General features: G+C 55.0%; 15 protein-coding genes. 7 read left to right on the forward strand and 8 right to left on the reverse strand.

Annotated features, from left to right (window positions below):
* Window positions 1-371 precede the first annotated feature (371 nt).
* Complete coding sequence (locus JWF83_RS16815) at window positions 372-1355, reverse strand: quinone oxidoreductase (RefSeq protein WP_413651559.1); 984 nt, start codon at window positions 1353-1355, stop codon at window positions 372-374.
* A 103-nt stretch (window positions 1356-1458) separates the two neighbouring features.
* Here JWF83_RS16815 and dnaB point away from each other — a divergent pair, with 103 nt between their 5' ends.
* From dnaB to JWF83_RS16845, 6 genes are all read left to right on the forward strand, one after another.
* Window positions 1459-2880, forward strand: coding sequence for a replicative DNA helicase (gene dnaB / locus JWF83_RS16820; protein WP_413651560.1), 1422 nt, complete (start codon window positions 1459-1461; stop codon window positions 2878-2880).
* 110 nt (window positions 2881-2990) lie between these two features.
* Window positions 2991-3482: an Lrp/AsnC family transcriptional regulator gene (locus tag JWF83_RS16825; RefSeq protein ID WP_413651561.1), complete on the forward strand. Its 492-nt coding sequence runs from the start codon at window positions 2991-2993 to the stop codon at window positions 3480-3482.
* A gap of 229 nt (window positions 3483-3711) precedes the next feature.
* Window positions 3712-4341: a YitT family protein gene (locus tag JWF83_RS16830; protein ID WP_413651562.1), complete on the forward strand. Its 630-nt coding sequence runs from the start codon at window positions 3712-3714 to the stop codon at window positions 4339-4341.
* Window positions 4342-4403: 62 nt separating this feature from the next.
* Window positions 4404-5597 (forward strand): amino acid aminotransferase, encoded by a 1194-nt coding sequence (locus tag JWF83_RS16835; RefSeq protein WP_413651563.1) that lies wholly within the window; start codon window positions 4404-4406, stop codon window positions 5595-5597.
* 125 nt (window positions 5598-5722) lie between these two features.
* Entirely contained in the window at window positions 5723-6139 is a 417-nt protein-coding gene (locus JWF83_RS16840; protein WP_413651564.1) for a secondary thiamine-phosphate synthase enzyme YjbQ, read from the forward strand.
* Window positions 6140-6141: 2 nt separating this feature from the next.
* A complete protein-coding gene (locus JWF83_RS16845; protein WP_413651565.1) occupies window positions 6142-6492 on the forward strand; it encodes an MmcQ/YjbR family DNA-binding protein in 351 nt (116 codons plus the stop codon).
* Between the two features lies 1 nt (window position 6493).
* On the opposite strand, the gene JWF83_RS16850 is transcribed toward JWF83_RS16845, so the two are convergent.
* From JWF83_RS16850 to JWF83_RS16875, 6 genes are all read right to left on the reverse strand, one after another.
* Entirely contained in the window at window positions 6494-7615 is a 1122-nt protein-coding gene (locus tag JWF83_RS16850; protein ID WP_413651566.1) for a M20 family metallopeptidase, read from the reverse strand.
* Complete coding sequence (locus JWF83_RS16855; protein WP_413651567.1) at window positions 7612-8370, reverse strand: glutamine amidotransferase; 759 nt, start codon at window positions 8368-8370, stop codon at window positions 7612-7614. Before JWF83_RS16855 ends, JWF83_RS16850 begins: the two co-directional genes overlap by 4 nt.
* A 13-nt stretch (window positions 8371-8383) precedes the next feature.
* Window positions 8384-9400, reverse strand: a complete 1017-nt coding sequence (locus JWF83_RS16860) for a phosphotriesterase (RefSeq protein WP_413651568.1) — start codon at window positions 9398-9400, stop codon at window positions 8384-8386.
* 66 nt (window positions 9401-9466) lie between these two features.
* Window positions 9467-10468 (reverse strand): ABC transporter permease, encoded by a 1002-nt coding sequence (locus JWF83_RS16865; RefSeq protein ID WP_413651817.1) that lies wholly within the window; start codon window positions 10466-10468, stop codon window positions 9467-9469.
* Between the two features lie 19 nt (window positions 10469-10487).
* A complete protein-coding gene (locus tag JWF83_RS16870; protein ID WP_413651818.1) occupies window positions 10488-11234 on the reverse strand; it encodes an ATP-binding cassette domain-containing protein in 747 nt (248 codons plus the stop codon).
* Window positions 11235-11643: 409 nt separating this feature from the next.
* Entirely contained in the window at window positions 11644-12657 is a 1014-nt protein-coding gene (locus JWF83_RS16875; RefSeq protein ID WP_413651569.1) for a LacI family DNA-binding transcriptional regulator, read from the reverse strand.
* A gap of 343 nt (window positions 12658-13000) precedes the next feature.
* Between JWF83_RS16875 and JWF83_RS16880 the strand changes: the two genes are divergently transcribed.
* Window positions 13001-13948, forward strand: coding sequence for a substrate-binding domain-containing protein (locus tag JWF83_RS16880; RefSeq protein ID WP_413651570.1), 948 nt, complete (start codon window positions 13001-13003; stop codon window positions 13946-13948).
* Between the two features lies 1 nt (window position 13949).
* On the opposite strand, the gene JWF83_RS16885 is transcribed toward JWF83_RS16880, so the two are convergent.
* Complete coding sequence (locus JWF83_RS16885; RefSeq protein WP_413651571.1) at window positions 13950-14837, reverse strand: PfkB family carbohydrate kinase; 888 nt, start codon at window positions 14835-14837, stop codon at window positions 13950-13952.
* Window positions 14838-14858: the final 21 nt, after the last annotated feature.

Below are 14858 nucleotides of genomic sequence, written 5' to 3' on the forward strand. Positions count from 1 at the left end.
TTTGCTTAGCTGTTTTATGCAATTAAACATATTTTTTACTTATGTTTTCTGCCAGGATAGCTTCAGTTGAGTGACATATGAATTCATCGCCGCTGACCCTACAAACAGCGCGAACTAAAAAAAGAAAGAAACAAGGGGCTTCCTTCGGGAAGCCCCGTTTGCATTTGTCGCTGGTTGAAGTTGATACCTCTAACTCTTTTCCGCTTGTTGAAGCAACGCCGATACTGCGGTGAAATACTCTTTTGCGATTCATGGATTAACTGTCTTATTAAGAGAATAATCATCAGTTTGCAAAAGGATATTATTGCTGGATCGCAGGCCGCCAGTTCAAGGTGGGGCTCACTGGCGCAAGACCCACCGGTATCTGCCGATCAGGGAATCAACAGACTGGAGCCATAAGTGGCGCGACTCTCCAGCGTGGTATGCGCCTGCTGAGCATCAGCAAGGGCAAATTTCTGCTGCTCCGGCACCTCAACCTTAATCGCGCCGCTGGCGATCAGTGAAAACAGCTCATTGCTGGCCAGCTCCAGCTCGGCGCGGTTAGTGATATAGCCAAATAGCGTCGGGCGCGTGACATACAGTGAACCTTTCTGCGACAACAACCCGAGGTTCACCCCGGTAACCGGCCCGGAAGCGTTGCCAAAGCTGACCATCAGGCCGCGGCGTTGCAGGCAATCGAGCGATGCTTCCCAGGTATCCCGGCCGACGGAGTCATACACTACGCGCACCTTTTTACCGTCGGTCAGCTCACTGACCCGCTGGGCAATATTCTCTTCGCGGTAATTAATGGTGGCCCAGGCGCCAGCCTGCTTCGCCAGCGCGGCTTTCTCTGCTGAACCGACGGTGCCAATCAGATGCGCACCCAGTGCTTTTGCCCACTGGCAGGCGATCAGACCGACGCCGCCTGCGGCAGCATGAAACAGAAAGGTTTCATTCGGTTGCAGTTCATAGGTCTGACGCAGCAGATAGTGCACCGTCAGCCCTTTCAAAAACGACGCTGCCGCCTGTTCGAAGGAGATGGCGTCAGGCAACAGCGCGACACGATCCGCATCGACATTATGCAACTCACTGTAGGCGCCCAGTGCGGACTGCGCATACACCACGCGGTCGCCGGGCTTTAGCGCGCTGACCGCCGTGCCGACTTTAGTGACCACGCCTGCCGCTTCGGTACCTAACCCGGAGGGCAAACTGGCTACCGGATAGAGCCCGCTGCGAATATAGGTGTCAATATAGTTGATACCAATCGCTTTATTTTCCACCTGCACTTCACTGGCGGCAGGATCGGCGATCGCAAACTCTGCCAGTTGTAACACTTCCGGGCCGCCATACTGACTGAACTGAATACGCTTTGCCATGGTCACTCCTGTTGATTTAGCATGATGGATGGGAGAGGACGTAAAGCGTGCAAACGGTTATACTTGCGCGTCTTCTCAACTGATTTTCGGTATTGCATTCACTATGGCAGGAAATAAACCCACCAACAAATCGAACGAAACCCGTGCGAGCGAAACTCGCGATCGGCAGATGGAAGGACTGAAACTGCCGCCGCATTCGCTGGAAGCGGAGCAGTCGGTGTTGGGCGGTTTGATGCTGGATAACGAACGCTGGGATAACGTTGCCGAACGGGTGGTGGCGCAGGATTTCTTCAGCCGTCCGCATCGCCTGATCTTTGGTGAAATGCAGCGCCTGCTGGAAATGGGCAAGCCGATTGACCTGATTACCCTCTCCGAATCACTGGAGCAGAAGGGTGAACTGGATATGGTCGGCGGCTTTGCTTACCTGGCGGAACTGTCAAAAAACACCCCCAGTGCGGCGAATATCGGGGCTTACGCGGACATTGTACGTGAACGTGCGGTAGTACGCGAAATGATCTCGGTGGCCAATGAAATCGCCGACGCCGGTTATGACCCGCAGGGGCGCAGCAGTGAAGATCTGCTCGATCTGGCGGAGTCACGGGTATTTCAGATTGCTGAAAACCGTGCCAGTAAAGATGAAGGGCCGAAAAGCATCGACCAGATCCTTGAAGCCACCGTTTCGCGTATTGAGTCGCTGTATCAGACGCCGCACGACGGCGTTACCGGGGTGGATACCGGCTATCAGGATCTGAATAAAAAAACCGCCGGTTTGCAGCGCTCGGATCTGATTATTGTCGCCGCGCGTCCGTCGATGGGTAAAACGACCTTTGCCATGAACCTGTGTGAAAACGCGGCGATGCTGCAGGATAAACCGGTGCTGATCTTCAGTCTGGAGATGCCCGGCGAACAGATTATGATGCGTATGCTGGCCTCCCTGTCGCGCGTCGACCAGACCCGTATTCGTACCGGACAGCTGGATGACGAGGATTGGGCGCGTATCTCGGCCACCATGGGGATCCTGCTGGAGAAGAAGAATATGTATATCGACGATTCTTCCGGCCTGACGCCAACCGAAGTGCGCTCCCGTGCGCGACGCGTTTTCCGTGAAAACGACGGCCTGAGCATGATTATGATCGACTACCTGCAACTGATGCGCGTGCCGTCGCTCTCGGATAACCGTACGCTGGAGATTGCCGAGATCTCCCGCTCGTTAAAAGCGCTGGCAAAAGAGTTGCAGGTGCCGGTGGTGGCGCTGTCGCAGCTTAACCGCTCGCTGGAGCAACGTGCTGATAAACGTCCGGTTAACTCGGATCTGCGTGAATCGGGTTCCATTGAGCAGGATGCCGACTTGATTATGTTTATCTATCGTGATGAGGTTTATCACGAAAACAGCGATATGAAGGGCATCGCTGAAATTATCCTCGGTAAACAACGTAACGGTCCAATCGGTACCGTGCGTCTCACCTTTAACGGTCAGTGGTCGCGCTTTGATAATTATGCCGGCCCGCAATACGACGACGAGTGATTTTTCCGCTGTCGCGCTTTTCTGCCATCAGAAAATAGTGTTGGACAATAGCGCAAAGATTGCGGTTATCTGTAAGGGCACGACGCCCTTACAGATAACACGGATCGGTAATGACCAGCATCGACGATTTTGACCTTAAAATACTGACCTTATTACAAACCAATGGCCGCCTGACTAATCAGGAATTGAGCGATTTAGTGGGCCTCTCGGCCTCACAGTGTTCGCGTCGCCGCATTAATCTGGAACAGGCTAATTTGATCCTCGGTTACCACGCGCGGCTGTCGCCGGATGCGGTGGGGCTTGGCATGATCGGTTTAATCGAAGTCCGGCTGATTAATCACACCCCGGAATATGTGGAAAGTTTTCATCGGATGGTGGCGGAACAGTCGTCGATTGTTGATGCCTACAAAACCACCGGCGATGCGGATTACCTGTTAAAAGTTGCCGTCGCCGATCTGGCAGGATTAAGTTCATTAATCAGCCAGTTAGTCGCCGGACATCAAAGTGTGGCCCATGTAAAAACCTCGGTAGTGCTCAATCGCCTGAAAGAGAATGGCTTAATGATGCTGCCGGCAGGTGTTTTGCGCCAAAATGGTGCGTAATGTGCAGTTTTGGTGCATGAAAATCATCATTGCTGCGCAATCTGTGCATGATAAAAGTATTATGTGCGTGATCTGATTGTTTTAGGATGAGATCATGCACAAAAATGAGCAATAAAGCGCCTTAGTTATCAATTGGTTAATTCTTTGGCACCATCCGGCAGGGGAGTAAGTTGCCGGATTGGTGCGATTTTTGCAGTCTGATCGCGTCAATAACTTGAGAATCAGACTGATGGATAACACCGCTCAACCCCTCGCAGTACCGGAAAAAATCCCGCATAGCCTTATTGAAGACGTTATCGCCATCCTCACCGGGACGCTGATGGTCTCGTTTGGTGTGATGTTGATGAAACAGGCTGGCGCCCTGACCGGCAGTACCGCAGGTATCGCTTTTTTAATCAGCTACCTGACCCACTGCTCCTTCGGCGCGGCTTTCTTTTTAATTAATCTGCCATTCTACTGGCTGGCGGTGCGCCGTATGGGCTGGGCGTTTACCCTGAAGACCTTCTCTGCGGTGGGCCTGGTGTCCCTTTTTACTCAGTTGCATCCACTTTTTATTCATTTTGATGCACTGAACCCGTTTTATGCGACACTGTTCGGTAACGTGATCGCCGGAATTGGGTTTATAGTGCTATTTCGCCACAAAGCCAGCCTCGGCGGAATCAATATTCTGTCGCTGTGGCTACAGGATCGCTTTGGTATTCGCGCCGGGAAACTGCAGATGGCAGTGGATACCTGTGTGGTACTGGCCTCACTGTTTGTGGTGTCGTTGCCGATGCTGGCAGCATCGATTGCGGGCGCGCTGATCCTGAATTTGATGATCGCCATGAATCATCGCCCGGGACGTTACAGCGGCGTCTGAAGAACATTACAACCGCGCAGTCAGCGCGGTTGCTTTAAAACCAAGCTATGGAGATCTGCACCGTGTTTCAAAACGTTGATGCCTACGCCGGCGATCCAATTCTCTCCTTAATGGAGACCTTTAAACAGGACACGCGACCGCATAAGGTGAATTTGAGCATCGGTTTGTATTATGACGAACAGGGTGTGATCCCTCAGTTGCAGGCGGTGGCGGCAGCGGAAGAGCGCCTGAACGCACAACCAGCCAGCGCCTCGCTCTATCTGCCAATGGAAGGTCTGCCTGCCTACCGGCATGCCATTGCACCACTGCTGTTTGGCGCCGATCATCCGGCGCTGAAAGCCGGCCGTATCGCCACCATTCAGACGCTGGGCGGATCTGGCGCGCTGAAAGTTGGTGCTGACTTCCTGAAACGCTACTTTCCGAACTCTGGCGTCTGGGTTAGCGATCCGACCTGGGAAAACCACGTGGCTATTTTCAGCGGCGCCGGTATCGAAGTCGGCACTTACCCGTGGTATGACACGGAATCAAACGGTGTGAAATTTGAGGCGTTTATCGCCAAATTAAAAACGCTGCCGAAGCAAAGTATTGTGCTGCTGCATCCGTGCTGCCATAACCCGACCGGTGCTGACCTGACCGATGCCCAGTGGGATATTACCACTGAAGTGCTGAAAGCGCAGGAACTGGTGCCATTCCTCGATATCGCCTATCAGGGCTTTGGCGCGGGTATGGAGCAGGATGCTTATGCTATTCGCGCCATTGCGGCGGCGGGGCTGCCGGCGCTGGTCAGCAATTCATTCTCTAAAATCTTCTCGCTGTACGGTGAACGCGTTGGTGGTCTGTCAGTGGTGTGTGATAACGCCGACGAAGCCGCACGTGTGCTGGGTCAGTTAAAAGCTACCGTGCGTCGCAACTACTCCAGCCCACCGAACTTCGGCGCCCAGGTGGTTTCCTGCGTGCTAAATGACCAGGCGCTGAAAGCCAGCTGGCTGGCCGAAGTGGAAGCGATGCGTCTGCGTATTCTGGAAATGCGTCAGGCGCTGGTCGCGGTGCTGGCGGCGGCGGTACCAGGCACTAATTTCGACTACCTGCTGAAACAGCGTGGGATGTTTAGCTACACCGGCCTGAGCGCACCACAGGTTGATCGTCTGCGTGAAGAGTTTGGCATCTACTTAGTCTCCAGCGGCCGTATCTGTGTGGCGGGTCTGAATGCCAACAACGTTCATCAGGTGGCGGAAGCCTTTGCTGCCGTGATGTAAATCCGCAGCAGCAGGTCAGAACCTCAGCAGCAGGCCTTGCCTGCTGCTTTTTTTTTCGCTGTGGGTTTACCTTTCGCTCACATGCTGCACACTTAACCAGAGTCATTCAGCAAAGGAATTATCAGATGTGGTATCAGCAGACCCTTACCCTTGGCGAAAAATCGCGTGGTTTTCATCTGGTTACTGATGAGATTGTCGGTGAGTTACGTCGCCTGAAGGATGTACAGATCGGCCTGTTGCACCTGCTTTTGCAGCATACCTCGGCCTCACTGACTCTGAATGAAAATTGCGATCCCACGGTGCGTAGCGATATGGAACACCATTTTTTACGTCAGGTTCCGGAAAATGCGCCTTATCAGCATAACTATGAAGGGGTCGATGATATGCCGGCCCATATTAAGTCATCGCTGTTAGGCACTTCGCTGGTGTTGCCGGTCAGTCGTGGGCGTCTGGTGCTGGGTAGCTGGCAGGGTATCTGGCTTGGCGAACATCGTATTCACGGCGGTTCGCGCCAGATCGTTGCCACGCTACAAGGGGAGTAACAATGAAAACTTCGGATCTGCTTTCTTACTGTATGAATAAGCCGGGTGCGGAACAGAGCGTCCATAGTGACTGGAAAGCCACGCAGATTAAAACCGATGATGTGCTGTTTGCCATGGTGCACGATGTGCAGGGACGTCCGGCGGTATCGCTGAAGGCTTCACCGGCATTGACCGAATTACTGCGCGATAAACATCAGGATGTTTTGCCCAGCGAGCATCTGAATAAGACGCACTGGAGCACGGTATTTCTCGATGGATCGCTGAAAGATTCGCAGATCTACTATCTGGTGGATGCCTCGTTACAACAGGCGTTAAATACCCGCTCGGCGGGAGTGAATCACTCCCAGCCGTGATTTATGCCATCCAGTCGGCAATCAGCTGACCATACAGGGCTTCAGCGGCATGAAGTTTTTGCAGCTCGCAATATTCATCGGTCTGGTGCGCCATTGCCGGTTCACCTGGGCCAAGGATAATGCAGGGCGGTGAGCCGAGCGCCGGCAGCAGTAGCGAGGCATCGGTAAAGTAGGGCACCACGCGCGCGGTCAGCGCTAAATCATGCAGCGGCTGACAACGCTGATAAACCTGGCGGATCCACGGATGTTCCTCGCCGGTGAGTATCGCTGGCAGATCGACCAGCGTGTCAATTGACACCGTATCCCCGAGGGTTGCCGCCAGCCGCTGGCGAAGCTCCGCATGGTGCAAATCCGGCGCGGTGCGGATATCGACGTCAAATTGCGCCCGGTCCGGCACCGAATTGATATTCAGCCCGCCCTGAATCCGTCCGACATTTAGCGTTGGCTGCTTCATTAGCGGATGGGCTAAACCAGGCTGAAACTGGCGAATTTTACCCAGCGCATCGGCGGCGAGATAAATGGCGTTAATTCCCAGCTCCGGCATCGCGCCGTGGGCGGTTTTACCGCGGGTTTCGCAGCGCAGCCACAGTGCTCCCTTATGACCAATTACCGGATAATTTGCCGTTGGTTCGCCGACGATCAGCGCCCCGGGCTGCGGCAGCGGCCCCTCGGCGATCAGCGCGCGGGCGCCGTCGCAGCCGGTCTCTTCACCGCCGGTGATCACCAGCAGCACGCCATGCCGCTGGCGGATCAGCTGCTGCTGCTGTACGCAGGCGACGGCAAAAGCGGCGACGGCCGCTTTCATATCGCTGGCGCCGCGGCCATACAGTTTGCCTGCAACCACATCGCCGCCAAACGGATCGTATTGCCACGGCTGATTGCCGAGCGGCACGGTATCAAGATGGCCGGTAAAGGCCAGCGGTGGCTCGCCGCTGTGGCCGGCAAGCTGCGCCAGCAGATTAACCCGCCGTTCACCAAACTGGCTCAGGGTGACGGCGAAGCCGCGTTGCTGCAGCCAGTCGGCGAGAAACTGCATGCAGGCAGCCTCATTGCCCGGTGGGTTAATGGTGTCAAAGCCGAGCAGTTGCCGGGCTAATGCCAGCGACGCGGTCGGCTGGCTCATGTGGTTTTCCCGGTGAGCCAGTCAAGGCAGTTAATCCACAGCTGGCGATAGCCCGGCCATTGCGAAAAGGCTGCCGGTAGCCAGTGTGCCGACATATCGCTGGTCCATACCAGCGAGCGTCCCTGCTGATAGTGACGGGTGGCGACCAGTGGATGGCCGCTACCGGCAATGGTGGCCAGCAACTGGCCTTCAGGATGCATTTCGACTTCATTGTAGCCCAGCAGCCACGGCCATTCCGCCGGCAGCTGACTGAACAGGACATGCTGTTGCTGAATTTCCGCAAAACAGCCTTCCGGGGTTTCAATACGGTCATCCCACGCCAGACAGCGCACCGGCAGCACCTTCTCCACCGCAGTATGGCGATAGCGCGCGCCGCCATTAATACCCTGAAAGCTGTAGTAGCCGCCAACCATCATCAGGCCGCCGCCTGCCGCGACGTAATCGTGCAACAGCGTCAGGCGATTGGCGGTGCGCTGGCTTTTTAGCCAGGTGTCCGGGTGCAACAGCAGGGTATTGGCGCCGATATCGGACAAAATAATCGCATCCCACTGCTGTAGCGCTTCCGCCGTCAGCGGGAAACTGCTCTGCGCCTCATGGGCTGGCATATGGGTAATGGCGTATTCGCTATCGGCCAGCGCAGCGAGAAACTCGCTGGCGCCGTTATGCCAGGTGGCGGTGGCAAACTGATCGAACCCCTTGATATGCGTTGCCGTACTGGTCCAGGATTCTCCGACCAGCAGTACCTTCTTCTGCATCTTTATCTCCTTGTTATCCACCAAATACGCGCTGTGGATTGGCAATCATTAATGTCTCAAGTTGCCCGCCGCTAACGCCGTGGCGGCGCAGACGCGGCACAAAATGCCGCAGGATGTAGCCATAGCCGTGACCGCCATAGCGGGTAAGCATGGTTTTCAGAAACACATCCTGCGACAGCAACAGTTGATTGATATAGCCGTCGTCGATCAGCTCGCACAGCGCCCGGGCATTCTCCTCATCGGAAGGGGATTGGGCGGATTCGTCGGCGTAGTAGTAGCTCATGCCAATCATGTCGTATTCGAGGAATGCCCCGCGGCTGGCCAGTTCCCGCTGGTATTGCTTATCGGCAAAGCTGGGGTTCATATGGCACAACACGGTATGGTGCAGATCGGCGCCTTCCTGTTCGAGGATATCCAGTACTTTATGCCCCAGCCGCTCCCAGCCAGGCAGATGAACTTCAATTGCGACACCGGTGGCGGCGTTGGCACGCCCGGCGGCGCGCAGCGATTTCTCTTCATCGGCGGTAAAACGGCTGGAGATGCCAATCTCGCCGATCAGACCGGCAATGACCTCGGGTTTCTCGCTCATGCCGCCGAGATCGTAAATCAGCTTTTCGCTTAACTGTTCGACGCTGATGGTTTTCACCCACTCCGGATGGGAAGGCTCCAGATAGAGGCCGGTGCCCATAATGATATTCAGACCGGTAAGACGTGAAATGCGCTGTAGCGCGTGCGGGTCGCGTCCGATGCCGATATTGGTGGGGTCGACCACGGTTTCACCGCCCAGCGCGCGGTACTTCATCAGCTCTTCAATCGCCACATCAACATCAAACAGCTGGCAGTTATCGCGACTCATCAGAGGGTTAAGCGACAGTTCGCCCAGATTTTCGATACGTACCGGCATCGTGGCAATATGGCGATCGCTACAACAACAGGGGGGAACCCATTTACCGGAGGCATCCAGTAAAATATGTTCGTGCATCAGGGTGACGCCCATCTTTTCCAGCGGCAGTGGGCCGGTCACGGTCATCACATGGCCACTGGCAACGCCAACCGGTAGCGGGTCAGCATGGCGAAACAGAGAACCTTTCATACGCTATCCTTTTGCCGCCGAACGGGTCGGATTGAGAATGCGGGTATTGAGCCAGATGGCTAACAGGATGATGGCGCCGGTGGCGATCTGGGTATAAAACGGCGAGATATGTGAAAGAATCAACCCGTTCTGGATGATGGCAATCGACAGTGCGCCGAGCAGGGTGCCGATAACGGTGCCAAAGCCGCCAAACAGACTGGTACTGCCTAACACCACCGCCGCAATCACCTGCAGTTCAAAACCCTCACCCTGGTTAGAGGATCCGCTGCCAAGGCGCGCGGTAATAATCATCCCCGCCAGCGCCGCCGCCATGCCGCTGATGATATACACCTTCATGGTTACCGCTTTGGTATTGATGCCGCTACGGCGCGCGCCTTCACTGTTGGCGCCAATAGCGGTGACATAGCGACCAAAGCGCATATTCTGCAATACCAGATGGCCGACGATCAGCACCGCGATACCAATCAGCGCCGGCATCGGCACGCCGAGCACCCAGGCGCGTCCGATCACGGTAAACGGGCTGTCGGCTGGGATCGGTATTGAATAACCCTGGGTCACCAGCAGCGCGACGCCACGCACTACGGCCAGGGTGGCAAGGGTGACGATAAAGGCCGGAATACCTTCATAAGCGATAAAAAAGCCGTTAATTGCCCCCACCAGAGCGCCGAGCAGCAGGCCGCCGATCAGCACCAGCGGCCACGGCAGATGCCAGTAATTCAGCGCGATAGCCGACAGTGCGCCGACCAGCGCGAGGGTGGATCCGACGGACAGATCGATACCGCCGGTGGTGATCACCAGCGTCATGGCGGTGGCGACAATCAGCAGCGGTGCGCTCTGGCGGATGATATTCAGCCAGTTGGTACTGCTGAGAAAGTTGTCGGTAATCAGTGCGAACACCACGCAGCAAAAAACAAAAAAAAGCGCGATGCTGACCACCCCGGAGTGGTTATGCAACAGCCGGCGCGGCAGTGCGTGCCGGAGGGTGCGTGAGCCAGATAAGTTAATCATACTCATTGCTTTTCCCTTAATGGGCGCGGGCTGAATGTGCGGTAAACTTCTCACCGACAATCAGGTTAACGATATCGCCAAGACTGGTCTCCGACACCAGGCGGTCAGCGACATTGGTGCCTTCATACATCACCATAATGCGGTCACAGACCAGGAACAGATCCTGCAGGCGGTGGGTGATCAGAATGACACTGACGCCGCGTGCACTGACGCGTTTAATTAACTCCAGTACCGCTTCTACTTCCGCCACCGCCAGGGCAGCGGTGGGTTCATCCATAATCAGCACTTTGGGGTCGAAAGCCGCAGCCCGCGCAATGGCGATCGCCTGGCGCTGGCCGCCGGAGAGATTGCGTACCAGCAGGCGGGTATCCGGAATCGAAATGCCCAGACCTTTCAGCATCTCACGCGCATCGGCATGCATTTTGGCTTGATCGAGAAACGGCATGCCCAGATGATGCTTTAGCGGTTCACGCCCCATAAACAGGTTACCTGCCACATCGACCGTGTCGCATAGCGAAAGATCCTGATAGACCATCTCGATATGGCAACGTCGTGAATCGGCCGGGTTGGCAAAGTGCTGTTGCTGGCCGTCGATACGGATGGTGCCGCTGGTGGGGACTACCGCGCCGGAAAGCACTTTGGTCAGAGTCGATTTACCCGCGCCATTGTCGCCGACTAATCCCAGTACTTCGCCAGCGGCCAGCTGCAGATTGACGCCACGAAGCGACTGAATCGAACCGTAACTCTTGGTGATATTCACCATTTCTACCCGCGATGGGGCAGCTTGCTGTTGTCGCATCTGATCACTCCCGGTGCTGTATTCCACAGCGGAGAATATCGGTGGTGAGCGCCAGAACGGCGCGCATTTTCGGTTTACATGCCTTGTAAACCGGTTTACCAAAATGCGCGCGGACAGGCTAACGTCACCACAGATATAACAACATTACTTAAAGATATTTGTTCGCCATGCTGAATAAAGCAGCAACCATGCCAGATTAAAAAATCATCGATTTTATTGTGGTTAACTGTATGGAAAGAAAGCACAAAAAAAATCAACAATCGGTAAACCGGTTTACTCGCTGCCAGATGAGTTTAGTAAATTGATTAAAAAATGACCAGCTATTGACGGTTTTATGTGCGTAATTTGTGCGCTGAGCACCACTTTGGTGCGTTCAGACCAGAGATTTGATTGAGTCGCGACCGATCCATTCGACCGGCAGGCGTATTTCCGCCGCAATTTCATCTCTGCCGGTTAGCAGCTGCAGCATCATATCCACTGCGGTGCGGCCCATCTGACGTGCCGGCTGGCGGATGGTGGAGATGCGCGGCTGGGTGAATTCGGCATAACTGGCGTCATCAAATCCCACCAGTGACAGGGCTTCCGGTGCCTGCAAACCACGCTGGCGTAGCCCATCCAGCAGGCCTAACACCAGATAATCACTGGCGGCAAATACCGCCGTTGGCCGCTCCGCATGGCTGAAGAGCTGATTTAGCGCCTGCTGGCCAAACTCGCGCTGATAGGCGCCAAACATTACCCAGTGCGGCGGGCAGCTGAGCCCGGCCTGTTCCATGGCGAGGCAGAAGCCCTGATAGCGTTCGCGCACGCTCATCAACGCATCCGGGCCGCCAACAAAGGCGATGCGTCGGTGCCCGGCGGCAATCAGCTGTTCGGTAGCGATTTTGCCGCCCTGCAGGTTATCGGCAAACACTTTCGGCACCTGACTACCGGGAATATCTTCATCCAGCAGCACGATGCGCTGCTGGCGCATTATCTCCTTACGCAACAAACCGTTATCCGGACGGTTAGTGGTAAACAGCAGGCCATCCACCTGACAGGTATCAAGCCAGCGAATAAACTGACTCTCTTTGTCCGGGTTGTTGCGGGTAATACACAGCACCAGGCTATAACCGCGCTCAGAAGCCGCTTCTTCAGCAGCATCGGCCAGCTCGGCAAAAAAGGGGTTGGTAATATCGGGCAGGACTAAACCGAGGGTTTCGCTGCCGCCTTTGCTGAGCCGGCGGGCCAGACTGTTACCCCGATAATCAAGCTGGCTGATGGCGGATTGAATGCGCTCAATGGTTTCTGGCGGCAGCACAATACTGTTATTCAGCCAGCGTGATACCGTGGCTTTCGATAATCCGGCCAGCTTAGCGACATCGGAAAGCAGCACGCGTTTTTTAATCATTGGCCGTACCAGCAGAAGGGAGGATGAATATCAGTAGCATAATAGCAAGCGGCAGTTATAGCACTTTCTGTTGTCCGGTTCGTCGCGAGGTTAACGGCGGCGAAAATTAATCCTTGACAATTTTCGCGCAGAAGAGAATTTTAATAACCAGTTTACCTGCACCACACTTTGACGTTACTCAGACATTTCACCCAGGCACCGACATGGACCGGCAGCCGAAATGAAAAAGCAGCGTTTGCCATAACATACGGCTATTTTTGTCGTGTGCTTACGATATTTGTCCCGCCAAAAAACAGTTCCGCACGTATGTCGTGTGGGCGACGCTATTCCGACGAGGGCATTCATGATGTTATTCAGCAGCGGAAAAAAAAGCATTATTACCTGCACGTTACTGGCTTCTGTTTTTATGATCGCTAATGCATTGGCGGAAACTCCCACCTATGCGCTGGTGCAAATTAACCAGCAGGCACTGTTCTTCAATCTGATGAATAAGGGGGCGCAAACGGCAGCCAAAGAGAGCGGAAAAAATTTAGTGATCTTTAATGCCAACGATAATCCGGTGGCGCAAAACGATGCGATTGAAAACTATATTCAGCAGGGGGTAAAAGGCATCCTGGTGGATGCGATTGATGTTAATGGCATTATGCCGGCGATTAAAGAAGCCGCAGCGGCAAGAATACCGGTAATCGCCATTGATGCGGTGCTGCCGGCGGGACCGCAGGCGGCGCAGGTCGGCGTCGATAATATCGAGGGCGGCAAGATCCTCGGTAAGCATTTTGTCGACTATGTGCAGAAAGAGATGGGGGGCAAAGCGCGCGTCGGGATCGTCGGTGCGCTGAATTCGGCGATCCAGAACGCCCGTCAGCAAGGGTTTGAGGACACCATCAAAGCTAACCCGCAGATCAGTGTGGCTGACGTGGTTGATGGCCGTAATATTCAGGATGATGCGATGACCGCGGCGGAAAACCTGATTACCGGCAATCCGGATATGACCGCCATTTATGCCACCGGCGAACCGGCGCTGCTGGGGGCGATTGCGGCGGTAGAAAATCAGGGGCGGCAGAAAGATATCAAAGTCTTTGGCTGGGACCTGACCGCGCGCGCAATTAGCGGTATCGACCAGGGCTATGTTGCCGCGGTGCTACAGCAGGATCCGGAAAAAATGGGCGCGGAAGCATTGAACGCGCTGAATGCGATTAGCGCCGGGAAAAGCGTGCAGAAGACTATTCTGGTGCCGGCAGAAGTGGTGACGAAAGCGAACGTCGACCCTTACCGCCCACTGTTTAAGTAATTCAGTTCGCCGCCTGCTGGCCGGTTGCCAGCAGTGCGGCGAGTTCGCTGCGGGTGGGAAAGGCGCTCAGGGTCCCGCGCCGACTGACGGTGATCGCCGCAGCCTCCGCCGCATGGGTCAGGGCCAGACGATCAATAGCGACGTTGCGCCGCAGCGCAGAGGCCAGCATCACTGCCAGAAAGGTATCGCCGGCGCCGGTAGTATCGATGGCCACTGCTGCCGCTGCTGGTACGAAGTCGCGCTGCTGCTGTTGATACAGCCATGCGCCGCTGGCGCCTTCGGTGATCACCAGGCTACTGGCGGGACGGGTTAATACCGGTTGCAGTTCTGCGGCTTCAGGCTGATTGAGTACCGCAATATCAATCAGTGGCCAGAGTGCGGCGAAGCCGCTTTTCACCGGTGAGGGGTTAAATACGCTAATCATCTGCTTTTGTCGCGCCAGCTGGAAAATTTGCCGGGTTTTTTCCAGCGGAAAATTGCCCTGCTGCAGCAAAATATCCCCCGGCAGCGCATCATTAAGCGCCTGGGTGATAATTGCCAGATCTAAACTGTCGGCCGCTGCGGTAGTGGTAATAATCGCATTATCGCCGTCGGCAATATTAAAGATAATTGAGGTGTCGCTATGAACAGCTAATGAATAATCGGGCAACAGACACAGGTTTTCCTGGCCAATCACTTGCCGTAGCCAGCGGCCATCATCGTCATTGCCAGTGGCAGCGATTAAGGTGGTGTTTATTCCGCAGCGTGACAGGATAATAGCCTGATTCGCCCCTTTACCGCCCAGGTCCTGTGAACGTTTTTTTCCATGAATAGATGATCCTTTCAGTGGGATATGGTCTATTTCCCAGGTTTCATCGACGGTGATATTACCGGTGACATAAACATGCATAACGTTTCCCTGATGTAAGGT

Source organism: Pantoea sp. B65 (assembly GCF_047308185.1).
GTDB lineage: Bacteria > Pseudomonadota > Gammaproteobacteria > Enterobacterales > Enterobacteriaceae > Erwinia.

Coding starts and splice junctions, on each gene's coding strand:
- dnaB (WP_413651560.1), top strand. CDS start 1,459: ATGGCAGGAAATAAACCCACCAACAAATCGAACGAAACCCGTGCGAGC.
- JWF83_RS16850 (WP_413651566.1), bottom strand. CDS start 7,615: ATGAGCCAGCCGACCGCGTCGCTGGCATTAGCCCGGCAACTGCTCGGC.
- JWF83_RS16830 (WP_413651562.1), top strand. CDS start 3,712: ATGGATAACACCGCTCAACCCCTCGCAGTACCGGAAAAAATCCCGCAT.
- JWF83_RS16855 (WP_413651567.1), bottom strand. CDS start 8,370: ATGCAGAAGAAGGTACTGCTGGTCGGAGAATCCTGGACCAGTACGGCA.
- JWF83_RS16880 (WP_413651570.1), top strand. CDS start 13,001: ATGATGTTATTCAGCAGCGGAAAAAAAAGCATTATTACCTGCACGTTA.
- JWF83_RS16885 (WP_413651571.1), bottom strand. CDS start 14,837: ATGCATGTTTATGTCACCGGTAATATCACCGTCGATGAAACCTGGGAA.
- JWF83_RS16875 (WP_413651569.1), bottom strand. CDS start 12,657: ATGATTAAAAAACGCGTGCTGCTTTCCGATGTCGCTAAGCTGGCCGGA.
- JWF83_RS16825 (WP_413651561.1), top strand. CDS start 2,991: ATGACCAGCATCGACGATTTTGACCTTAAAATACTGACCTTATTACAA.
- JWF83_RS16870 (WP_413651818.1), bottom strand. CDS start 11,234: ATGGTGAATATCACCAAGAGTTACGGTTCGATTCAGTCGCTTCGTGGC.
- JWF83_RS16815 (WP_413651559.1), bottom strand. CDS start 1,355: ATGGCAAAGCGTATTCAGTTCAGTCAGTATGGCGGCCCGGAAGTGTTA.
- JWF83_RS16860 (WP_413651568.1), bottom strand. CDS start 9,400: ATGACCGTGACCGGCCCACTGCCGCTGGAAAAGATGGGCGTCACCCTG.
- JWF83_RS16845 (WP_413651565.1), top strand. CDS start 6,142: ATGAAAACTTCGGATCTGCTTTCTTACTGTATGAATAAGCCGGGTGCG.
- JWF83_RS16840 (WP_413651564.1), top strand. CDS start 5,723: ATGTGGTATCAGCAGACCCTTACCCTTGGCGAAAAATCGCGTGGTTTT.